This is a genomic window from uncultured Acidovorax sp. (genome assembly GCF_964021665.1).
Lineage (GTDB): Bacteria > Pseudomonadota > Gammaproteobacteria > Burkholderiales > Burkholderiaceae_C > Acidovorax > Acidovorax temperans.
Genome location: NZ_CAXIAK010000043.1, coordinates 1 through 18,990 on the forward strand (window position 1 = coordinate 1; position 18,990 = coordinate 18,990).

Annotated in this window: 25 protein-coding genes; 10 read left to right on the plus strand and 15 right to left on the minus strand. The window is 64.2% G+C overall.

Annotated elements, in window-relative coordinates:
* Positions 1-1,200, minus strand: a 1,200-nt coding sequence (locus AADJ04_RS10655; RefSeq protein ID WP_341239598.1) for a DEAD/DEAH box helicase, incomplete at its 3' end; no start/stop codon positions are given.
* A 303-nt stretch (positions 1,201-1,503) separates the two neighbouring features.
* Between AADJ04_RS10655 and AADJ04_RS10660 the strand changes: the two genes are divergently transcribed.
* The 4 genes from AADJ04_RS10660 (at position 1,504) to AADJ04_RS10675 (ending at position 2,827) form a co-directional block, all read left to right on the plus strand.
* On the plus strand, positions 1,504-1,962 hold the full coding sequence (locus tag AADJ04_RS10660; protein WP_142084619.1) for a DUF2721 domain-containing protein: 459 nt from the start codon (positions 1,504-1,506) through the stop codon (positions 1,960-1,962).
* A gap of 3 nt (positions 1,963-1,965) precedes the next feature.
* Positions 1,966-2,337, plus strand: coding sequence for a translation initiation factor Sui1 (locus AADJ04_RS10665; protein ID WP_198848004.1), 372 nt, complete (start codon positions 1,966-1,968; stop codon positions 2,335-2,337).
* 10 nt (positions 2,338-2,347) lie between these two features.
* Positions 2,348-2,569, plus strand: a complete 222-nt coding sequence (locus AADJ04_RS10670) for a DUF3820 family protein (protein WP_273625253.1) — start codon at positions 2,348-2,350, stop codon at positions 2,567-2,569.
* A gap of 84 nt (positions 2,570-2,653) precedes the next feature.
* A complete protein-coding gene (locus tag AADJ04_RS10675) occupies positions 2,654-2,827 on the plus strand; it encodes a DUF5668 domain-containing protein (protein WP_170207419.1) in 174 nt (57 codons plus the stop codon).
* Positions 2,828-2,920: 93 nt separating this feature from the next.
* Here the strand turns inward: AADJ04_RS10675 and AADJ04_RS10680 are convergent, their stop codons facing one another.
* Entirely contained in the window at positions 2,921-3,346 is a 426-nt protein-coding gene (locus AADJ04_RS10680; protein ID WP_341239599.1) for a group III truncated hemoglobin, read from the minus strand.
* A gap of 18 nt (positions 3,347-3,364) precedes the next feature.
* Positions 3,365-4,090, minus strand: coding sequence for an iron-sulfur cluster repair protein YtfE (gene ytfE, locus AADJ04_RS10685; RefSeq protein WP_066789435.1), 726 nt, complete (start codon positions 4,088-4,090; stop codon positions 3,365-3,367).
* A gap of 206 nt (positions 4,091-4,296) precedes the next feature.
* Between ytfE and AADJ04_RS10690 the strand changes: the two genes are divergently transcribed.
* Positions 4,297-4,785: an Rrf2 family transcriptional regulator gene (locus AADJ04_RS10690; RefSeq protein ID WP_044397538.1), complete on the plus strand. Its 489-nt coding sequence runs from the start codon at positions 4,297-4,299 to the stop codon at positions 4,783-4,785.
* A gap of 147 nt (positions 4,786-4,932) precedes the next feature.
* Here the strand turns inward: AADJ04_RS10690 and serB are convergent, their stop codons facing one another.
* From serB to mfd, 4 genes are all read right to left on the minus strand, one after another.
* Entirely contained in the window at positions 4,933-5,649 is a 717-nt protein-coding gene (gene serB, locus AADJ04_RS10695) for a phosphoserine phosphatase SerB (RefSeq protein WP_288482566.1), read from the minus strand.
* A 261-nt stretch (positions 5,650-5,910) separates the two neighbouring features.
* A complete protein-coding gene (locus AADJ04_RS10700) occupies positions 5,911-6,096 on the minus strand; it encodes a DUF3149 domain-containing protein (protein WP_066789441.1) in 186 nt (61 codons plus the stop codon).
* A gap of 99 nt (positions 6,097-6,195) precedes the next feature.
* Positions 6,196-6,852, minus strand: coding sequence for a hypothetical protein (locus tag AADJ04_RS10705; protein WP_198847479.1), 657 nt, complete (start codon positions 6,850-6,852; stop codon positions 6,196-6,198).
* A gap of 36 nt (positions 6,853-6,888) precedes the next feature.
* Positions 6,889-10,362, minus strand: coding sequence for a transcription-repair coupling factor (gene mfd, locus AADJ04_RS10710; protein WP_341239600.1), 3,474 nt, complete (start codon positions 10,360-10,362; stop codon positions 6,889-6,891).
* 98 nt (positions 10,363-10,460) lie between these two features.
* Between mfd and AADJ04_RS10715 the strand changes: the two genes are divergently transcribed.
* On the plus strand, positions 10,461-11,291 hold the full coding sequence (locus AADJ04_RS10715; RefSeq protein ID WP_341239601.1) for a 2-C-methyl-D-erythritol 4-phosphate cytidylyltransferase: 831 nt from the start codon (positions 10,461-10,463) through the stop codon (positions 11,289-11,291).
* Positions 11,292-11,366: 75 nt separating this feature from the next.
* A complete protein-coding gene (ispF, locus tag AADJ04_RS10720; RefSeq protein ID WP_273623081.1) occupies positions 11,367-11,846 on the plus strand; it encodes a 2-C-methyl-D-erythritol 2,4-cyclodiphosphate synthase in 480 nt (159 codons plus the stop codon).
* Positions 11,847-11,891: 45 nt separating this feature from the next.
* Here the strand turns inward: ispF and AADJ04_RS10725 are convergent, their stop codons facing one another.
* Both AADJ04_RS10725 and AADJ04_RS10730 read right to left on the minus strand, forming a co-directional pair.
* Positions 11,892-13,118: an MFS transporter gene (locus AADJ04_RS10725; RefSeq protein ID WP_341239615.1), complete on the minus strand. Its 1,227-nt coding sequence runs from the start codon at positions 13,116-13,118 to the stop codon at positions 11,892-11,894.
* Positions 13,119-13,265: 147 nt separating this feature from the next.
* Positions 13,266-13,700, minus strand: a complete 435-nt coding sequence (locus AADJ04_RS10730) for a thermonuclease family protein (RefSeq protein ID WP_341239602.1) — start codon at positions 13,698-13,700, stop codon at positions 13,266-13,268.
* A gap of 215 nt (positions 13,701-13,915) precedes the next feature.
* Between AADJ04_RS10730 and AADJ04_RS10735 the strand changes: the two genes are divergently transcribed.
* From AADJ04_RS10735 to AADJ04_RS10745, 3 genes are all read left to right on the plus strand, one after another.
* Positions 13,916-14,494, plus strand: a complete 579-nt coding sequence (locus AADJ04_RS10735) for a DUF2242 domain-containing protein (RefSeq protein WP_341239616.1) — start codon at positions 13,916-13,918, stop codon at positions 14,492-14,494.
* 108 nt (positions 14,495-14,602) lie between these two features.
* Positions 14,603-15,022 carry a hypothetical protein gene (locus tag AADJ04_RS10740; RefSeq protein WP_341239603.1) on the plus strand — a complete coding sequence of 140 codons (420 nt, stop codon included), beginning with the start codon at positions 14,603-14,605 and terminating at the stop codon, positions 15,020-15,022.
* Positions 15,023-15,088: 66 nt separating this feature from the next.
* The gene (locus AADJ04_RS10745; RefSeq protein WP_341239604.1) at positions 15,089-15,460 is read left to right on the plus strand and encodes a hypothetical protein; all 372 of its coding nucleotides are present in this window, start codon (positions 15,089-15,091) and stop codon (positions 15,458-15,460) included.
* A 116-nt stretch (positions 15,461-15,576) separates the two neighbouring features.
* Here AADJ04_RS10745 and AADJ04_RS10750 read toward each other — a convergent pair whose 3' ends face one another.
* The 6 genes from AADJ04_RS10750 to AADJ04_RS10775 form a co-directional block, all read right to left on the minus strand.
* Positions 15,577-16,248: a pseudouridine synthase gene (locus AADJ04_RS10750; RefSeq protein WP_341239605.1), complete on the minus strand. Its 672-nt coding sequence runs from the start codon at positions 16,246-16,248 to the stop codon at positions 15,577-15,579.
* 26 nt (positions 16,249-16,274) lie between these two features.
* Positions 16,275-16,511 (minus strand): hypothetical protein, encoded by a 237-nt coding sequence (locus AADJ04_RS10755; protein ID WP_341239606.1) that lies wholly within the window; start codon positions 16,509-16,511, stop codon positions 16,275-16,277.
* 87 nt (positions 16,512-16,598) lie between these two features.
* Complete coding sequence (locus AADJ04_RS10760; RefSeq protein ID WP_341239607.1) at positions 16,599-17,477, minus strand: peptidoglycan DD-metalloendopeptidase family protein; 879 nt, start codon at positions 17,475-17,477, stop codon at positions 16,599-16,601.
* Positions 17,478-17,594: 117 nt separating this feature from the next.
* Entirely contained in the window at positions 17,595-17,843 is a 249-nt protein-coding gene (locus AADJ04_RS10765; RefSeq protein WP_066696127.1) for a hypothetical protein, read from the minus strand.
* 141 nt (positions 17,844-17,984) lie between these two features.
* Positions 17,985-18,446 (minus strand): SRPBCC family protein, encoded by a 462-nt coding sequence (locus AADJ04_RS10770; protein ID WP_273623076.1) that lies wholly within the window; start codon positions 18,444-18,446, stop codon positions 17,985-17,987.
* Positions 18,447-18,574: 128 nt separating this feature from the next.
* Positions 18,575-18,895 (minus strand): DUF2322 family protein, encoded by a 321-nt coding sequence (locus AADJ04_RS10775; protein WP_198847488.1) that lies wholly within the window; start codon positions 18,893-18,895, stop codon positions 18,575-18,577.
* Positions 18,896-18,990: the final 95 nt, after the last annotated feature.

The window sequence follows — 18,990 nt, forward strand, 5'->3', positions numbered from 1 at the left end:
GTCTTTCTTGCTGGGGCGTTTGCCCTTGATGCCGCCGGTGCCGGGTGGCTGCTTGTTCACGGCCACGGCCGTGGGCTCAAAGCCCGCCACGGTTTCACGCGCCAGCCGCTGGTTCTGCCGCTTCTCGATCAACTGAAAATGTGCTTCGGCTTCCGGGGTGATGAAGCTCACGGCCACACCACTCTGCCCTGCACGACCGGTGCGGCCGATGCGGTGGGTGTAGTCGGCCGCAGAGCGGGGAAGGTCGTAATTCACCACGGCGGGTAACTGGGCAATATCAATCCCGCGTGCGGCCAGATCGGTGGTCACCACCACCTGCCAGCGTTCATCCTTGAACTCCTGCAAGACTTGGGCGCGCGAGCCCTGGCTGAGCCCGCCGTGAAACGGCGATGCGTAGATGCCTGCTTTGTAGAGCTTTTCTGCGACGTGATCTGCGGCGTATTGGGTGGCCACGAAAACCAGCACCCTGGACCACTGGTGCTGCTCAATCAAGTGCTTGAGCAACTGGGTGCGCCTGGGGGCATCCACCACGATGGCGCGTTGGGCAATGTCGGGTTGGGTTTGCTCGGTGGCTGCGATCTCAATGCGCACGGGGCCGCGCAGCAGGCTTTGCGCCAGCGCTTCCACATCCTGGGGGAAGGTGGCCGAGAAAAACAGGTTCTGGCGGCGCTGCGGCAGCAGTTGCAGCACGGCTTGCAACTCTTCGGAAAAACCCAGATCCAGCAGGCGATCGGCCTCATCCAGCACCAGGTGTTGGACCTGGCCCAGCCGCAGTGCGTTGTTCTGCACCAGATCCAGCAGCCGGCCAGGCGTTGCCACGACCACATCTGCGCCCCCGCGCAGGCGCATCATCTGCGGGTTGATGGAGACTCCCCCGTACAGCACGGCCACCCTGGTGCGGGTGGGCAGGGCCAACGCGAACTGGCTGAATACCTCGCCCACCTGGGATGCCAGCTCGCGCGTGGGCACCAGCACCAGAACGCTGGGGTCCCTTTGCTGGGGGGCGCTTTGCAAGGCCTGGAGCAAGGGCAGGGCAAAGGCGGCGGTTTTTCCCGACCCCGTCTGGGCACAGGCCAAGACATCGCGTCCTTCCAGCACCGATGGAATGGACGCTGCCTGCACAGGCGTGGGTGCAGTGAAACCGCTGGCCACAGCGGCCTGGGCAAGTGCTGGGGATAAACCGAGGGAGGCAAAAGGCATGGGTTGGAGTCTGGCGAGGCAAATAAAGCGCGAAACACGGTGTGTGCGGGAGCACCTGCGCCCCCCCTGAACCGTTGGCAGGTCGTGATGCCCAGACCCGTCGCGCAACGGGCATGGCATTTCGCGGTGCAGGGATCGCCTGATTGTCGGGCACTTCGCGCCAGGCGGCACAGGCCTGTGGAAAAGTTTGTTTCTCTCGTACTTCAGCGGCAGGGGGTGGGTGCCCTGTCTGGAGCCACGGGAACACACCGATAATCGCTTCCCCGCGCTTTTGCAGCGTTGATTTCTTACCGGTAGCCGACCATGAGCATTGCCCCCGAACCCAGCACCATCACCCACGGCATCCAGCTGGCCGTGGCCCCGGTTTTCTTGTTGACCGCCGTGGCCGGCATGATTGGCGCGGTGGCTGGGCGGCTGGCGCGCATCATTGACCGTGCACGCGTGGTGGAAGACAGGGCCCGCAATTCCAGCGATGCCGAACACCACGACCACGCCATGCTGGAGTTGGGCTACCTGCGCACCCGTGGGCGCTTGGCCAATGCCTGCATCGGGTTGCTGACGCTGTGCGGCTTCTTGATTGGCGTGACCATCGTTTTGCTGTTTCTGGGCGAAACCATGGATTTCCGGGGGCACAGCTGGGCGGTGGCCAGCTTTCTGTCGGGCGTGATCTCCTTCCTGGCCGCATTGGTGCTGTTTTTCACCGAGACGGTGATGGCCACCCGCCTGCTCAATTTCCAGCTACTGAACGCGAGAGGGAAGTGAGCCATGGCCTCGTTGCGCGACCTTCAAAGCCTGGGTGGGTTGGTGTATTCCACCGACCATGGCCGCATGTGCCCTGCCTGCAGCAAGCCACAGGCGCAGTGCGTCTGCAAGCAAATCAAGCCAGTGCCCACGGGCGACGGCATCGTGCGCGTATCGCGTGAAACCAAAGGCCGTGGGGGCAAGGCTGTCACCTTGGTCAAAGGCGTTCTGGTGGATTCAGACCAACTGGAGCAGCTGGGCAAGCAGCTCAAAACCGCTTGTGGTACCGGTGGCACCGTCAAGGACGGTGTGATCGAGGTGCAAGGCGACCATGTCGAAAAGGTCATGGCCGCGCTGCAGAAGCTGGGTTACAAGGTCAAGCGGGCAGGGGGCTGAAGGCGTGAACATTCCTGGGCTAGACCCGGCCGCGTTGCAGCGCCTGGTCACGGTGCAAATGCCCTATGGCAAGCACAAAGGCTGTGTGTTGGCAGACTTGCCCGGCAACTACCTGAACTGGTTTGCCCGAGAAGGCTTTCCGAACAACGAGCTGGGCCGTTTGCTGGCGTTGATGCACGAAATCGACCACAACGGTTTGAGCGAGCTTTTGACGCCGCTGCGGCGGCGGTAGCCCTGCCTCAAGCCGCATCGCGGATGCGTGGGGGCCCGGCACCATAATGGCTGCCGATCAATTCATAAAAAAAAGGGAGTGCAGATGAAGGGCAACGTCGCAGCCATCGTGCTGATTGTTCTGGGCGTATTTTTTCTGTTGACCAACCTGGGGCTCATCAGCATCAGCTTGCGCGAACTGCTTCGCGTCTGGTGGCCGGTCGCGTTGATCGCCGTCGGCGTGGCACTTTTCTTCACCCCCGGGGGCAAGGGGCGGTAAGACAAAAGCCTGCGCTTGCGGCGCAGGCTTGTTGAAAATCACCGGGGGCGCGGCCCCAATAACCCCCGTGGCTGGCGAATGGGTGCGAAGCGCTCAAACCCCGTGGGGATGGGCTTCTTGGCGCGGTGTGGCAAAGCCGGGCAGCTCCCCAAAATACCCTCGGAAGAGATTGCGGGCCACCCCATGCGCTGCGGCCTGCAGCCCGTGTGCCACTTCCGGAGCAAACAGCCGGGCCGTGTGCTCGTTCCACAAACGCACCCAGGCCGCAAAGTGGGCGGGCGTGATGCCTTGCAGCTGCATGTGCTTGCCCAGCACATTGCCTTTAAAGCTGCGACTGCCCAGCAGCACTGTGCTCCAAAAATCCACCAACCTGTGCAAGTGCTCGTCCCACTGGCCGTTCAGGGCCTCGTCAAACACCGGGCCTAGCAGCGCGTCTTGCCGCACATCGGCATAAAACGCGTGCACCAACTCGGAAATGCTCTCAACAGTCGGGGTGTGATAGGTCAGGTTGGCTTGCATGGCGCACAGTCTGAGCGATCAGCTGCAGCTACATGCTGACGTACCGCAACCCCCGGCCTTGGAAGACGCCTCAAACTGAGGGAAAAGCACGTTATTTTCCAGGTGGATATGGTTGATCAGGTCATCGTTGAGCTGGGCGATGCCGGCATACAGGGCGCGCCAGGTGTTGCACGCGCCTTGGGGGGGCGTGGCATCGTTGGTCAGTGCGTTGAGCTTGTCGAGCGCCTCACCGTGGTCTACATGCTCGGCACGCATCATGCCAATGGGGTGCACCACGAAGGCATTGCCACCAGTCTTCAGCATGGGGAACAGAATGGTTTCTTCCTTCTCCATGTGCGACAGCAGTTCTTCGTGCATGGCTTCGAGCGTATCGGCCAAGCCTGCTGGCACATCGGGGTTGTCGCGGTGCACAGCTTCCACTCGGCGCGCCATGCGAATCAGCTCAGGAAGCTGCGCGCGATGCACTTCGTGGTATCGGGCCAGGATGTGGTCTACCAGTTCGGCAGGCGAGGTAATGCCAGGCAGGTTGGTGCTGCGCTGCAGTTGCGACAGCTCGGCCAGGATGGCGTCCACGTCCAGCGATTTCTGTGCAGCCGCCTCGCGCAGGCTGATCTGGCCGCCGCAGCAAAAGTCCAGCTTCAAACGGCGAAAAACGGCGGTGGAACCCGGCAGCTCCACAGCGATCTGACCGATGGCTTGCTCTGCGCTCAAAGCGGGTTGGGTGTCTTGCAGGCGGGCATTCATGGGGCTTTCCTTAAAGATTCATTTGGTATGAATATTTTATTCAATAAAATTCACGTTGCAAGCATCTTTTAATTTGAGCCAGGAACAGGCTCTTCTAGCGAATGCTAGTGATGCACTCGATAAATGTCGTACGTCGAAATCGTCGTTTACAGACGTGCGGCGATTTCCATCACTACTATTCGCTAGAAGAGCCCAGGAACAACGCCATGCGCCTTACCCAATGGACTGACTACACCTTGCGTGTACTGATGTATTGCGCGGCTACGCAGGGCCGTGAACAACCTGTGACGATCACCGAGGTGGCCGAGGGCTATGGCATCTCCCGCAGCCACCTGATGAAGATCGTGCAAGAGCTGGCCGCCCAGGGCTTGCTGGAGACGACAAGGGGCAGAGGAGGCGGCATGCGCCTGATGAAGCCGCCCAGCGAGATCAACCTGGGCGCCGTGGTGCGCCAGACCGAAACCGACTTTCACCTGGTCGAGTGCTTTGACCCCCTGGTGAACCGTTGCCGCTTGAGTGACAACTGCCGGCTCAAGGGTGCCTTGGGGGCGGCCATCAACGCTTACCTGGCGGTGCTGGATGGCGTGACCCTGGCGGATTTGGTGGATGCGCCCACTTCCACCATGGAGGTGTTACCGCTGGTTCAGCATCCCCGGCGCAGCGCCAAGCCTGCGTCTGGCCTGGCGGTGAAATGATCCGGTGAGCGTGCTGGAGGTGGCCTAGGGCCTGGCCGGGCCTATTCCACCTGCATTGAATACTGCCCCTGGTTGGGCTGCGCTGTTGCGAAGGGCAGGGCTGTTGTGTGTTCGGAAAGGTCGGTTGCCAGACCTTTCCGAAGGAGGTTACGGAGTCACCACTTCCAGCAAGCGGTCCAGGCCACCCTGGTTGATGGCCACATGGGCTTGCGCACGCACGGTGGGTTTGGCGTGGTAGGCCACTGAAAGACCGGCGACGCTCATCATGGGCAGGTCGTTGGCACCGTCGCCCACAGCAATGGCCTGCTTGGGGGAAATGCCCATCAGCGATGCCAGCTCCAGCAGGGTGCGGCGCTTTTCGGCGCCATCGCAGATGTCTCCCCAAGCCTGGTCCACCATGCGCCCGGTCAGTTGGCCGTTATCCACTTCCAGCATGTTGGAGCGGGCGAAGTCGATGCCCAGGCCCGCGCGAACGCGATCGGCAAAGAAGGTGAAGCCGCCCGATACCAGCAGCGTGGTGAGTCCGGCGGCTTTCGCGGCGGTGATCAGCTCTTTGGCTCCGGGGTTGAAGCGCAGCCGTTCGGTGAACACATGCTCCAGATGGCTCACCGTCACCCCTTTGAGCAGGGCGACGCGCTGGCGCAGGCTTTCCTTGTAGTCGGTGATCAGTCCTTGCATCGCTGCTTCGGTGATGGCGGCCACTTCTGCCTTTCGGCCAGCGGCATCCGCAATTTCATCCACGCATTCGATGTTGATGAGCGTCGAGTCCATGTCAAAAGCAATCAGCTTGAAATGGGACAGCGAGAGCGGCGCTTGAATGCCCTGGACAACGAGGCCTGGGGCCAGTTCGGTGGCTTGTGTCATGAAAAAACTGCGGCTAGACGGAAATGGAAAACCGCAATGGTAGCCCTGTGGCATAGGGCTGCTGCTGTGCCGCAGACATTGGGCACAGGGCGCATCGCTTTGTAAGCGCACGCTCAGCCAGCCCACGTCACTAGTGGGTGGCTACAGGATTTAAAGCGAAAAAAGGCCCTAAGGCCCATGGATAAAGCGCGAGCAGCTATCAAAATCGAAGCAAACGCTTGCGCCCAAAGCGCCATCACTGCAGGCGCCTCTCAAAGCAACTCAGCGCGTGGACGTCTGTCCTTCTCGGTTGCCCTTGCCGACCTGTGCGGGGTTGGGCGCTGGTGGCTCGTTCATCTTCACCACAAACATGCGCACGAAGAACGCAGCCATGCACAGCATGAATCCAATGCCGATGATGCTCATCAGGCCGTAGTCGGTAGAGAAAAGGTCGTTCAGCAATTTCATGGGGAAACCCTCTTTCTTGAATGGATATCCCACTATCGTGCCCCAGAGGCGTGGGCGGCTTGCGCTATGTCAAGAATCCACCAGCCACGGCGGTCGGCTTCAATCGGGTTTGCGCAAGTACAAACGATCCGACCATGTGGCCAGCCACTCGGGCTTGAACGCCACAAAGATCGCCGTCAACATGCCCGTGACGAACGCGTCGCCCCAGGCCATGAGCCAGCGTGCGACCAGCGACAGGTCCCCTTCCACGCCTGGGAGCGAATGTCCGCTCCACTGCCCCAGCACGTTTGCCAAAAACAAGCACACGGCCGTGCCGAGAAAGGCGCGACCCAGCACGTAGACAAAGGGCTGTGTGCCGATCAGGCGCCGGATGACTGCACCCAATGCCAGCGCCAAGCTGGCAGGCACAACCCCTTGCCAGGCAATCGTGCCCACGGCGTCAGCCCAGTCGAGCGAAGGCGAAAGCACGGCCGCAATGCCGCCCACGGCCACCAAGGCCGGTATGGCCAGCGGCCACCCCAGCATCAGCACCACCAGGCAGGCACCAGACCATTGCAACTGCAGCGGCATGCGATGCAGTGTGGGCAGCGCCCACAGCCAGGGCAGCACCACCAGTGTAGCCAGCAGCGGCGTCACAAGTGGGGAGGGCTCGCTGGGCCCGTCTTTCTCCAGCGCCTGACGGCTCAGCATGCGCCAGGGGCGCAGCCACAGCGAAATGGCCAAGGCCACCGCGATCAGACAAGCTTCAAGTTCCATAGCGTTCCTGGCGCGGTGTTGCCGAGGGCGTGGCGTTTATCCGAGGGCGGGTTGGGCCAGCGGCTGCCCGAGCCCGCGCAAGATATCGCGCACCAGTTGTGCCCGATCCTTCGGCTCTTTCAACTCGCGCTCGATGCGCAGCTTCTCGTTGCCCGCCAGCTTGATGTGCTTGTTCTTCTGGATGAGCTCGATGATGCGCATCGGATCAATCGGCGGCTGGGGCTTGAAGGTGATGTTGATCACGCCCGGCGCCGCATCCACCTTCACCACGCCGTAAGGCTGGCTCAGTACGCGCAGGCGGTGCACGTCGATGAGGGTCTGGGCCTGCGGCGGCAGTTTGCCAAAGCGGTCCACGATCTCTTCGAGCAAGCCGTCGATCTGGTCGGGCGTCTTGGCCGTGGCCAGCTTCTTGTAGAACGACAAGCGCAGGTGCACGTCGCCGCAGTAGTCGTCGGGCAGCAGGGCGGGGGCGTGCAGGTTGATGTCGGTGGTGACGGACAGGGGCGAGAGCAGGTCGGGCTCCTTGCCCGCCTTGAGCGCCTTGACGGCTTCGTTGAGCATCTCGTTGTAGAGCTGGAAGCCGACTTCGAGCATGTTGCCGCTCTGGTTTTCGCCCAGCACCTCGCCCGCACCGCGGATCTCCAGGTCGTGCATGGCCAGGTAAAAGCCGCTGCCCAGCTCTTCCATCTGCTGGATGGCTTCGAGCCGCTGCTGCGCCTGCTTGGTCAGGCCTTCCACGTCAGGCACCATGAGGTAGGCATACGCCTGGTGGTGGCTGCGGCCCACGCGCCCACGCAGCTGGTGCAGCTGCGCCAGGCCGAACTTGTCGGCGCGGCTCATGATGATGGTGTTGGCCGTGGGCACGTCGATGCCGGTCTCGATGATGGTCGAGCACAGCAGGATGTTGTAGCGCTGGGCCACGAAGTCGCGCATCACGCGCTCCAGCTCGCGCTCGGGCATCTGGCCGTGGGCCACGGCAATACGCGCCTCGGGCAAGATTTCTTCGAGCTTCTGGCGGCGGTTCTCGATGGTCTCCACCTCGTTGTGCAGGAAGTAAACCTGCCCGCCGCGCTTCAACTCGCGCAGCACCGCCTCGCGGATCACGCCCGTGCCTTCGTTGCGCACAAAGGTCTTGATCGCCAGGCGCCGCTGCGGCGCGGTGGCGATGACTGACAGGTCGCGCAGGCCTTCGAGCGCCATGCCCAGCGTGCGCGGGATGGGGGTGGCGGTGAGGGTGAGCACGTCCACCTCGGCGCGCAGGGCCTTCATCTGCTCCTTGTGGCGCACGCCAAAGCGGTGCTCCTCGTCGATGATGAGCAGGCCCAGGTTGTGGAACTTGGTGGATTCAGACAGCAGCTTGTGCGTGCCCACCACAATGTCCACCGTGCCATCGCCGATACCCTTGATGGCGGCCGTGATTTCCTTGCCGGAGCGGAAGCGCGAGACCTCGGCAATCTTCACCGGCCACTTGCTGAAACGGTCCACCAGCGTCTGGTAGTGCTGTTCGGCCAGCAGCGTCGTGGGCGCGAGGAAGGCCACCTGCTTGCCGCCCGTCACCGCCACGAAGGCCGCGCGTAACGCCACCTCGGTCTTGCCAAAGCCCACATCGCCGCAGACCAGGCGGTCCATGGGGCGGGGGCTGATCATGTCCTGGATCACCGCGTGGATGGCGGCATTCTGGTCGGCCGTTTCTTCAAAGCCGAAGTCGTTGGCAAAGGTCTCGTAGTCTTGCGGGCTGTAGCGGAAGGCATGGCCTTCGCGCGCCGCACGCCGGGCGTAGATGTTGAGCAGCTCGGCTGCGCTGTCGCGCACCTGCTCGGCAGCCTTGCGTTTGGCCTTTTCCCACTGGCCGCTGCCCAGCTTGTGCAGCGGCGCCTCGTCGGCGCTCACGCCGGTGTAGCGGCTGATGAGCTGCAGCTGGCTCACGGGCACATACAGCACGGCCTTGTCGGCGTACTCCAGGTGCAAAAACTCCTGCATGGCGGGCGAGCCATCGGGGTTCTTGTTGCCCACGTCCATGTTGACCAGGCCCCGGTAGCGGCCGATGCCGTGCTGGCTGTGGACCACCGGGTCTCCCACGTTCAGCTCGGCCAGGTCCTTGATCAGCGCCTCGACATCGCTCACCTGTTCCTGCTTCTTGCGGCGGCGCGTGGTGGGGCCTGCGGCAAACAGCTCGGTCTCGGTGACGAAGTCGATGCCGTCCTCGATCCAGCTGAAGCCCACGGTCAGCCCGGCGGTGGCGATGCCCACCTTTTCGTCGGCTGCTCCCTGAAACTCGGCCAGCGAATCAAACGCGGGCGGATTCAGTTGCGACGCGCGCAAAAAGTCCAGCAGACTTTCGCGTCGGCCGTCACTCTCGGCCAGCAGCAGCACGCGGTGGTGCGAGTTGCGGATGTGGGCGTGCAGGCGGGCCAGCGGGTCTTCGGCACCACGCACCACCGAGAGGTCGCCGAGCTTCTGGAAGTGCGGGTTGTCATCCAGGTCCTGCACGCCGGGGCGCAGCGACAACTGGGCATGCTCGTTGGCGCGGGTGTAGAACTGGTCTATCGAGAGAAACAGCGATTCGGGCGGTAGCGCCGGGCGCTCAGGGTCGCCCTGCACCAGACGGAAGCGGTCTTTCGTGTCCTGCCAGAAGCGCTGAAAGGCAGGCTCCAGGTCGCCGTGCAGCACCACCGTGGCTTCGTTGCCTAGGTAGTCAAATACGGTGGCTGTCTCATCAAAAAACAGTGGCAGGTAGTACTCGATACCCGCCGTGGCCACGCCTGCGCCCATGTCCTTGTAGATGCGGCTCTTGGTCGGGTCGCCCTCCAGCATCTCGCGCCAGCGGCTGCGGAATTTGGCGCGCGCATCGTCGTCCATCGGGAACTCGCGTCCGGGCAACAGGCGCACCTCGGGCACGGGGTACAGGCTGCGCTGGCTGTCGGGGTCGAAGGTGCGGATGCTATCGATCTCGTCGTCGAACAGGTCCACGCGGAACGGCACCAGCGAGCCCATGGGGAACAGGTCGATCAGCCCGCCGCGCACCGCGTATTCGCCGGGGCTCACCACCTGCGAGACATGGCTGTACCCGGCCAGCGTGAGCTGCGCTTTGAACTTGGCTTCGTCCAGCTTTTGCTTCGTCTTGAAGTGGAAGGTGTAGCCGGCCAAGAACGAGGGTGGGGCCAGGCGGTACAGCGCGGTGGTCGCGGGCACAAGCACTACATCGGCTTCACCCTGCGAAATGCGCCACAGCGTGGCCAGTCGCTCGCTGATCAGGTCCTGGTGCGGGCTGAAGGTGTCGTAGGGAAGCGTTTCCCAGTCGGGGAACAACGCGCAGCGCAGGCCGGGCGCAAAGAAAGCCATTTCGTCGATGAGGCGCTGCGCATCGGCGGCATCGGCGGCGATGATGGCTGTGGTGCGTTTGGATGCTTTGTCACGCTCGGCCAGGCGGGCCAACAGCAGGGAATCGGCGCTGCCCACGGGGCGGGGCAGGGAGAAGCGTTTACCAGGGGTGAGTTTTGGCAGTTCCATGCGGAGACGGTGTCGTCAGCCCCGCAGCACCCCCTGGGGCGCGAAGCGCGCACGGGCTGGGCGGGGCGGGGGAGTGGGGATTTTAGAATGCTCTCCTCATGACCGCTGCGCTCCTGCCCTCCGCCCCTTCTGATCCTGTTCCTTTGTCGGCCCATGGCCGTTTTTGGGGCCTGGTGCCCTGCGCAGGCATGGGGCTGCGCGCGGTGGCTGCGCCCGCAGCGGGCACGGCGCCTGCCCCCTCGCTGCCCAAGCAGTACCACTTGGTAGCGGGTCAGCCCATGGTGCTGCACACCCTGGCCGCATTTTCTGGTGTCAGCCGTTTGTTGGGCACGCTGGTGGCGGTGGCGGCGGGTGACCATTTTCTGGACGCCTATGCCCATCCCTCTTTCTTCAGGGTGGAGTGCGGCGGCCCTACCCGGGCCGATACGGTACTGGGAGGGTTGAAGGCGCTGCTGGCGCGCGGCGCGCAGCCACAGGACTGGGTGCTGGTGCACGATGCGGCCCGCTGCCTCATCACCTCGGCGCAGATCGACACCTTGATTGACACCTGCGCGACCGATGGCGTGGGTGGTCTGCTCGCCCACAAGCTGGCCGACACGCTGAAAACCTCGATTGATGGCCCAGGCGGCGTGCGCGTGGCCACCACGGTGGACCGCAGCGACAAATGGCTGGCCCAAACCCCGCAGATGTTCCGCATCGGCCCGCTGATGGCTGCCATCGAGCGCATCGGCCCTGCTGCAACCGATGAGGCCAGCGCGATGGAAGCGATGGGGCTGCACCCTCGGCTGGTGCCCGGGGGGGCGCAAAACTTCAAGGTGACCTACCCCGACGACTTTGCCCTGGCCAGCGCGGTGCTGGCCCAGCGCGGGCATGGCACGACGCTGGAGCGTTTTGGTGGCAGGCGAGTGGCGCCCACCCTGGGCGGCTGAGCCTGGGCTGCTCCACAAACCTATTGCGAACGATTTCTGAAACAGGTTGCCTCTACGCAGGCAGAAGGTGAAGCGATGAATTTCCGGATTGGTGAAGGGTGGGACGTGCACGCACTGGTGCCCGGCCGCCGCCTGGTGATTGGTGGCGTGGTGATCGAGCACAGCATGGGGCTTCTCGGCCACTCAGATGCCGATGTGCTGCTGCACGCCATCACCGATGCCCTGTTGGGCGCGGCTGGTCTGGGCGACATTGGCACGCATTTTCCAGACACCGACCCGGCCTTCCGTGGCGCGGATTCCTCCGTGCTCCTGGCTGAAGCAGCCCGCCGGGTGCGCGCGGCTGGCTACGAGATTGGCAACATCGACAGCACCGTGGTGGCCCAAGCGCCGCGCTTGGCAGCGCACATTCCTGGCATGCGCGCCTGCATTGCGCAGGCACTGGGTGTGCAACCTGATCAGGTCAACGTGAAAGCCAAGACCGCAGAGCGCCTGGGCCCGGTGGGGCAGGGGCTGGCCATGGAAGCGCGTGCCGCTGCGCTGATCTACCGCGCCTGACAGTGCTTTTAACGGGCCGAGCCGCCCGCCTTGGCGCGCAATACTTCAGTGCGCGTTCGCGGCTTCTTCAAACCGGTCTACCGTGCGCAGTTGTTTGAAGCCCAGCGTCCATCCCCCCACCACGCCCGGCGTGCACAGCCCACCCAGCACGGCGGCGGGCACGACGCCTAGCCAGGCGGCGCTGGTGCCGGCGCGGAACTCACCCAGCTCATTGGATGAGCCAATGAACAGCATGTTGACCGCGTTCACGCGGCCCCGCATATGGTCGGGCGTGGAGAACTGCACCAGCGCACCGCGGATGTAGACGCTGACCATGTCGGCAGCGACCGCCACCAGCAAGGCCGCGAACGACAGCCAGAACCAGGTGGACACCGCAAACAGCAGGTTGGCCAGCCCAAACACTGCCACCGCCACAAACATGGTGCGCCCCACCTTGCGGTTGAAGGGGCGCATGCTGAGGTACAGGCCCGCACCCACTTCACCCACCGCCAGGGCACTGCGCAGCGCACCCAGCCCCGCCGGGCCTACGTGCAGCACTTCGCTGGCGTAGATGGGCAGCAAGGCCACCACACCGCCCAGCAGCACCGCAAAAAGATCCAGCGAAATGGTGCCCAGGATGATGGGGCGTGAGCGGATGAAACGAATACCTGCGCCAAACCGTTCCCACATGGTGCCCGTGGCCGCCGCTGCATTGCGGGCCTGCAGGGTGACAACGCGTGACAGCAGCACGGTGCCCAGCGCAAAGCCCACAAAACACAAGGCATAGGTCAACCGGCCCCCGCCCAGCGCATACAGCACCCCACCCAGCAAGGGTCCGCCAATGCTGGCCGCGCGCATGAGCATGCTGTTGGCGGCAATGGCAGCGGCCAGCTGTTCGCGCGGCACGACTTGCGGCAGCAGGCTTTGCAGTGCGGGCCCAGAAAACGCACGCGAGCAGCCAAACAACACCAGCACGGCATATATGCCCGTCACCCCTGCCACGCCTGCGGTGGTGAGGCCTGAAAGCCACCACAGTGCGCCGCTGCACAAGGCCCCCACCGCCCAGCTGCTGGCCAGGATGGCTTTGCGGTTGAAACGGTCGACCAAATCCCCGGCTGGCAGCAGCAGGCACAGCATGGGTAAAAACTGCGCCAACCCTACGTATGCGAGTGCGAGTGGGTCTCGGGTCAGGTCATACACCTGCCAGGCCACCACCACGGCCTGTATCTGGGTGGCAAACACCGCCATGAGCCGTGCGCTGATGAACGCCAGAAAGCCCGGGTGGCGGTAGATGCTGGCGGACGGCTTGGCAGCGAGGTCTGGGTTGGTGTGAGTCACGTTGCTGGGCGGGCCCCGAGGCCTGCAGAGAGGGGAGGAGGATGCTAACGCTTGGCCTGGCGCAGGAGCGCGCAAGGGTTGGCCGCATTGACTGCTGGCGCCTTAGGCCCGGTGCCGTTGCCGATAAGTCCATGGCGCCAGAGGGCGCTTTTGCGACCAAAGCCCCAGCCGTTGAGATCGCGCGCGCTGCTGCAACTGCTGCAGCTGGGGATGTTGCTGGGCGTAGGGCGTGTAGACCCAGGCCATGCCAGCGGCAACCTGGGCGGCCGCCACATCTTTGCCCGCACACTGCACATTGGCTACGGTGCGGCCGTAATCGTCCCGGGTCAGCGGCTGCAGCCGTGCCTTTTGCCGAAAGCACAACTGCGCCAGGTGCTGCTTGGAGCGGGTGCCAAACGCCTGTTTGGTTTCAGGGGCATCAATGGCGGCGACGCGTACCTTGATGGGGCGGTAGGCCCCCGGTGCGCCGCAGCGGGCGGTGAGGGTGTCGCCATCGCTGATGGCAACAACCAGGCAGAACATGACAGTGAGAGACACGAGCAAAGGCGCGCGGGAACAAACCGTGGCGCAATGGAACCAAAAGGGGCGCCACTATACGGTGATCCCGCTCGGCGGCGCATGGTGGGCTACAGTTCTTTACGCTCGCAGTTCACAACGTGGCCAGAAAAACCGGCTACCCTTTCACTACCTTTCCAGTCTTGTCGGAGAACACAGATTTGAACCAGTTTTCAAGCGCCTCGCGTGCCGGGGCCATGCCCCTGCCCATCGGGCGCCGGGTGATGAGCGCCATTGCCCTGTGTGCGGTGGCCTTGCTGGCTGGCTGCGCCACTACCGGCAGCGTGCCGGTGTTTTACGGCCCGCAGGAGAAGTTTGGCTCGGTGGCCACCTATTCGCGCCTGTTTGACGCCACCCCTGCGCAGACGTGCGAAGCCTCACGCCGCGCCTTGCTCAGCCAGGGCTACCTCATCAACACCACCACGGCCGAGATGGTGGAGGGGAAGAAGAGCTTCCAGCCCAGCCCAGAAACCCACTTGCAGATGGTCATTCGCGTGGTGTGCGTGCCTGACAGCCCCAGCGGCAAAGTGAGCCTGGGCTTTGTGACAGCCTTGCAGGACAGCTACGCCCTGCGCAAGACCAACAACTCCGCCAGCCTGGGCGTGGGGGCCCTGGGGTCGGTGTCGCTGCCCATTGCGGCCAGCAGCGATTCGTTGGTCAAGGTGGGTAGCGAAACCATCGCCTCCGATGTTTTCTACGACAGTTTCTTTGACCTGATCAAGCGCTACCTGGCGGCCGATGACCTGCCACCTGAGGCACCGGCCAGCGGGGGCTGATGCCCGGGCTGTGAACCCCCATGGGCTAGGCCTGAATGGCCGCAGCCTTTACTTTTGTGCGCGGTTGCATGACCATTTGGTTTTTATGCACTGCAACAGGAGACAGCCATGGAATCTGTTCAGCCCCGCGCCGATGCCGCCGCCCGATACGGCCCGCTGACTGCCACCACCGCCGTTCAGTCTGCGGGCAACGCCCGCCGCGAAGCAGCCGCACAGCCCGGCAATGCGGCCAACTCCTCCAGCGACGCCGGTGAAACCACCGCCACCTTCAGCCGCCGCGCGCAAGAGCTTTCGGCCCGGCAGACGCAAGAGGTGCGACAGGCGCAGGACACACAAGACCAGGATCGCATGACGGCCCGGCAGACCAGCGACGCCATGCAGGCGCGCCAAGTGGCCGAGACCGATGCGGCTGCCGAGGCCAATCGCAGGGCCACGGCCCAATCCACTTCCACTGAAGTGGCAGGGGCCCTGGGTGCGCAGGCCCGCCGGGCCTACCAGGGTGTGGACAGCATGTCGGCCGCTGGCTGACGCAGCCGGTCTATCGCACACCGCAGGTTCACCCCCAGCACCACCCCCTAGCGTCAGGAGTTCGCCATGGTTTCCGCCGTTCGCAGTGTGGCCCCTGCAGCCAATACCTCCCTGGCTGTACAGAGTGCTCGGCGCGAAGCGCAGCAGGCAGAGCAAACGGCGCGCGCGCTGCAAAGCCAGGCGCAGGCCGCCCAGCGCAGCGCAGACCAGGAGCAGGCCCGTGCTGACGACCTCAGCACCCAATCCGCCAGCGCCGACCAGCGTGCCAACCGGGCGCGTGGCAGCTTGGCTGCGGCCACTGATGCAGCATCGCGTCCTGCCACCACGCCCCCGGGAGTGACGCTGGCGTCCCCACCGTCGGACCCCACGCTGCTCAGGGCAGACGGACGTGTGGCCGGGGCCTCCAGCACGGGGCGCTACGTCAACGTGTTTGCTTGATAGCTTGATTGAGCTGATTTGACGGTTCGGCACTGCTGCCGCACGCCCCGCACACCCCTCACACCCCGCAGGCGCACGCTTGCAAGCGTGGCTGCAAATTAGCAGCCGGGCGTTGGCTACCGCGCGTTCACCTGTTTCCACAGGCCGGGCGCAAGCCCTTCCAGCGAATAGGGCCCCACGGCTGCCCTGACCAGGCGCAGCGTGGGGTAGCCCACGGCGGCCGTCATGCGGCGCACCTGGCGGTTGCGGCCTTCGCGGATCACTAGCTCCAGCCACGACGTGGGGATGGACTTGCGCTCGCGGATCGGAGGCACGCGTTCACCCACATCCGGGGGCGGGTTCAACAGGCGTGCACGGGCGGGCAGGGTGGGGCCGTCATTCAGCACCACGCCTTGGCGCAGGGCGGCCAGGGTGGCTTCGTCGGGTGTGCCTTCCACCTGCACCCAGTAAGTCTTCTCCATCTTGAAGCGCGGGTCTGCAATGTGCGCTTGCAGCTTGCCATCGTTGGTCAGCAGCAGCAGTCCCTCGCTGTCCGCGTCCAGCCGCCCGGCCACATACACGCCGGGCAGGTCGATGTAATCCTTGAGGCCTTGCCACTTGCCCTCGGGCGTGAACTGGCTGAGCACGCCGTAGGGCTTGTAAAAGCAGATCAGCAGCGCGTCTTCGGGCGCGATGCGTTCGGCCACGGGCCTGCGCACGCCCGCCCGCGCGGGCGCTGCCTTGCGGGCGGGCTGCGCCACGGTGGCCAAGGGGCGGGTGAGCTTGGGGCGGGGGCTGGGTGGGGTCATGGGGCGTTGAGCGGCAGCGGCTCGCGTCAGTCTTCGTCTTTGCCCACCACGGCCCGCACCCCGGCGGCGCCTACGTCTACCGTGGTGCCCACCACGGTCGCACCCACTTTCACCGTGGTGCTCACCACCGTAACCGCTGCGTCGGCCACAGCCACCACGGCGCAGCCAGAGCACAGAAGAGCCACCGCGCAGGCCAGGGCGCCCAGCGCTGGGCGAACCCGTGCAACAGGGTGCAGGCGAGTAGAAGGCAGGATGAAGCGCATGGGGCAGACCAAAGGTATGAGTTACGTGGGGCAGGGGCTACGGCACCGGCCTTTCCACGCATGGGGAGGATTGTGCTCCAGCCCCGGTCAGTCCATGAACAGGGCAGGGTCCACCATGGAGCGGTTGAGCATCACGCCCCAGTGCAGATGCGGCCCGGTCACGCGGCCGGTGGCGCCCACCTTGCAGAAAGCGTCGCCTGCGCTCAGGGTGTCGCCCACCTGCACGTCGATGCTGCTCAGGTGGCAATACATGGTGAGCACGCCGTGACCGTGGTCCAGCCACACCGTGCCGCCGTTGAAAAAATAGTCGCCAGTGTCAATCACAGTGCCCGGCAGCGGCGCCACGATGGGCGTGCCGGTGGGGGCGGCAATGTCCATGCCGCTGTGCGGATTGCGGGCTTGCCCGTTGAACACCCGCCGCAGTCCAAACGAGCTGGAGCGCCGCCCCGGCGTAGGCTGGCGCATGTGCAGTGACGGAAGGGCGCCGCCTGCGGGTTCGCTCCACGTGGCCATGATGCGGGCCTGGTGGTCGCGTTCCCGCTCGTAGCGGGCCTGGTCTTCGGGCGACAGGTCTACCGTGCGGGGCGAGACGGTGAGCTTTTGCTCCGCATACCGTTTGGGGGCCACGGTGTAGTGAACCTGCCGTGCCTGCCCTTCGGCCGCTGTGGGCAGCACCGTCACATGGGCATCGCCCGTGGCGGCGGCCAGTGGAATGCCCAGCACGGCCGTCCACTCGATGGCATCGCCCACCACCAGCACGGGCACGTCCGCATCACCCTGGCGCACCTGCACGCGGGGCCGCTGCGCTGCGGGGCCTAGCGACAGCCGCGCCACGCCGCCCGGCACTGCCAACGCGCGCGGCCAGACACCTGCGGGCGCGGGCCGCTGCTTGGCCGCCAAGCCAATGCCGGGCAACGATGCCAGGGTGAGGGACGCGAGCAGGTGGCGGCGGTTCAAGTACGGCATGGAAGGGTGTGGGGTTTGAAAGAAAAATAGCTGCCAGCGCTTATTCTATAAGCGCTGGCAGCTATCAAATTTGAAGTGAGTTGCTAGCTAGCTAGCTGGTTGGCTGGCATGCCCGCGTCAGACAGGTGTGAATTCGTAGGTGACGGATTCGCTGTCCACCATGTCCAGCACATCGTTCAGCACGTCATCGTCGTCGGTGCTGCTCCAGGTCTCTTCGGGGTTGGTGGCAAACAGGGGCTCGATGGCCAGGTCCATGAACGTGCCGTCGGGCAGCTGGAGCACGGGCGTGCCTTCAGACGTTTCCACCAGGCTCCAGTCGTCGGGCACGGACATTTCAAGCTGGATGGTGACGTTGAGTTTTTTCATGGTGCATTCCTAAAGAGTAAGGTGCCAAGGGTAACCGAGTTTGAATGAAAAATGGCCTTGGTGTACGGGTAATAAGCGCCGACAGCTATCAAAAGAGGAGCGAATGGATGAGCGCGGGCCAGGGCCGGCACAACCCCCGCATTAGTCCGGTATGGCGGCCTCGGCCGGTTGGGCGAGCAGCAGCAGCGACTCCTGCCACCCCAGGTAGCAGGCCTCGGCAGGAATCATGGCCGGAATGCCTTCTTGCACTACCTTGAGCTCGGTGCCCACGGAGACGGGCTTGAAGGTGACGGTGGTACGCATCTCGCCGGGCAAGTGGGCGTTGTCAAACCGGTCGGTGTGGACGATGCGCTCATGGGGCACCAGTTCCAGGTACTCCCCCCCAAACGCGTGCACTTGTCCGGTGGCAAGGTTGCAAAACTGCATGCGGTAGCGCCCGCCTACGCGCGCATCCAGCTCGAGCACGCGGCCGGTGAAACCGTGCGGCGGTAGCCATTTGGCCATGGCGTCGGGGTCCAGAAAGGCGCGGTACAAGCGCTCAGGCGGTGCGCGCAGAACGCGGTGCAGCGTGACGGTGCCGGGGGCAGACGAGTTGGCGGGCATGGGGGCTCCAGAACAAGGGATGCAGGCAACGAAGAATGGGCGCCCATCATGATCTGTGCCCCTGGCGCTGTAAATGGCGCAGCCGCGTGGCTGCATAACATTTACATCGCGTTGCGAAAGGGATGGTTTTACGCGGCAGCCTGCAGGCGCACTTCGTAGCTGGTGCTGCCTTGCGCCCACTGCACCAGGCGATCAATGTTGGGGTGCTTGCCGGGGTTGGCGTGGGCGTCGGCCGTGTGTTCGGCATACCACTCCAGGCCCAGGCTGGCGGCAGCAGGGGTGATGCGGCCGCCATACAGGGCAGCCAGCGCGTGGTACACGGCCAGCGAACCCGCTTGACCGGGCTTGTTTTCTAGCGTGGCGGTAGGTTGGTTGTCGGCGCCCAACACATGCAGGGCGGAAAGGTGGGCGATGGAAGGCAGTTGCTGGAGGCGGCTGGCAAAGTTCATGGTGTGTGGTGCAGTGAGAAAACCCGCGACCATACCGCAACGGAAGGGGTGGCGGGAGAAAGGCTTGCTTCTGTTTTGATAGCTGCTTGCGCTTG

Excerpts from the sequence above, each read along its gene's own strand:
- AADJ04_RS10775 (WP_198847488.1), bottom strand. The coding sequence starts at position 18,895 with ATGAACTTTGCCAGCCGCCTCCAGCAACTGCCTTCCATCGCCCACCTT.
- ytfE (WP_066789435.1), bottom strand. The coding sequence starts at position 4,090 with ATGAATGCCCGCCTGCAAGACACCCAACCCGCTTTGAGCGCAGAGCAA.
- ispF (WP_273623081.1), top strand. The coding sequence starts at position 11,367 with ATGAATTTCCGGATTGGTGAAGGGTGGGACGTGCACGCACTGGTGCCC.
- AADJ04_RS10740 (WP_341239603.1), top strand. The coding sequence starts at position 14,603 with ATGGAATCTGTTCAGCCCCGCGCCGATGCCGCCGCCCGATACGGCCCG.
- AADJ04_RS10660 (WP_142084619.1), top strand. The coding sequence starts at position 1,504 with ATGAGCATTGCCCCCGAACCCAGCACCATCACCCACGGCATCCAGCTG.
- AADJ04_RS10755 (WP_341239606.1), bottom strand. The coding sequence starts at position 16,511 with ATGCGCTTCATCCTGCCTTCTACTCGCCTGCACCCTGTTGCACGGGTT.
- AADJ04_RS10700 (WP_066789441.1), bottom strand. The coding sequence starts at position 6,096 with ATGAAATTGCTGAACGACCTTTTCTCTACCGACTACGGCCTGATGAGC.
- mfd (WP_341239600.1), bottom strand. The coding sequence starts at position 10,362 with ATGGAACTGCCAAAACTCACCCCTGGTAAACGCTTCTCCCTGCCCCGC.
- AADJ04_RS10735 (WP_341239616.1), top strand. The coding sequence starts at position 13,916 with ATGCCCCTGCCCATCGGGCGCCGGGTGATGAGCGCCATTGCCCTGTGT.
- AADJ04_RS10690 (WP_044397538.1), top strand. The coding sequence starts at position 4,297 with ATGCGCCTTACCCAATGGACTGACTACACCTTGCGTGTACTGATGTAT.
- AADJ04_RS10680 (WP_341239599.1), bottom strand. The coding sequence starts at position 3,346 with ATGCAAGCCAACCTGACCTATCACACCCCGACTGTTGAGAGCATTTCC.
- AADJ04_RS10675 (WP_170207419.1), top strand. The coding sequence starts at position 2,654 with ATGAAGGGCAACGTCGCAGCCATCGTGCTGATTGTTCTGGGCGTATTT.
- AADJ04_RS10750 (WP_341239605.1), bottom strand. The coding sequence starts at position 16,248 with ATGACCCCACCCAGCCCCCGCCCCAAGCTCACCCGCCCCTTGGCCACC.
- AADJ04_RS10760 (WP_341239607.1), bottom strand. The coding sequence starts at position 17,477 with ATGCCGTACTTGAACCGCCGCCACCTGCTCGCGTCCCTCACCCTGGCA.
- AADJ04_RS10745 (WP_341239604.1), top strand. The coding sequence starts at position 15,089 with ATGGTTTCCGCCGTTCGCAGTGTGGCCCCTGCAGCCAATACCTCCCTG.
- serB (WP_288482566.1), bottom strand. The coding sequence starts at position 5,649 with ATGACACAAGCCACCGAACTGGCCCCAGGCCTCGTTGTCCAGGGCATT.
- AADJ04_RS10665 (WP_198848004.1), top strand. The coding sequence starts at position 1,966 with ATGGCCTCGTTGCGCGACCTTCAAAGCCTGGGTGGGTTGGTGTATTCC.
- AADJ04_RS10765 (WP_066696127.1), bottom strand. The coding sequence starts at position 17,843 with ATGAAAAAACTCAACGTCACCATCCAGCTTGAAATGTCCGTGCCCGAC.
- AADJ04_RS10705 (WP_198847479.1), bottom strand. The coding sequence starts at position 6,852 with ATGGAACTTGAAGCTTGTCTGATCGCGGTGGCCTTGGCCATTTCGCTG.
- AADJ04_RS10770 (WP_273623076.1), bottom strand. The coding sequence starts at position 18,446 with ATGCCCGCCAACTCGTCTGCCCCCGGCACCGTCACGCTGCACCGCGTT.
- AADJ04_RS10715 (WP_341239601.1), top strand. The coding sequence starts at position 10,461 with ATGACCGCTGCGCTCCTGCCCTCCGCCCCTTCTGATCCTGTTCCTTTG.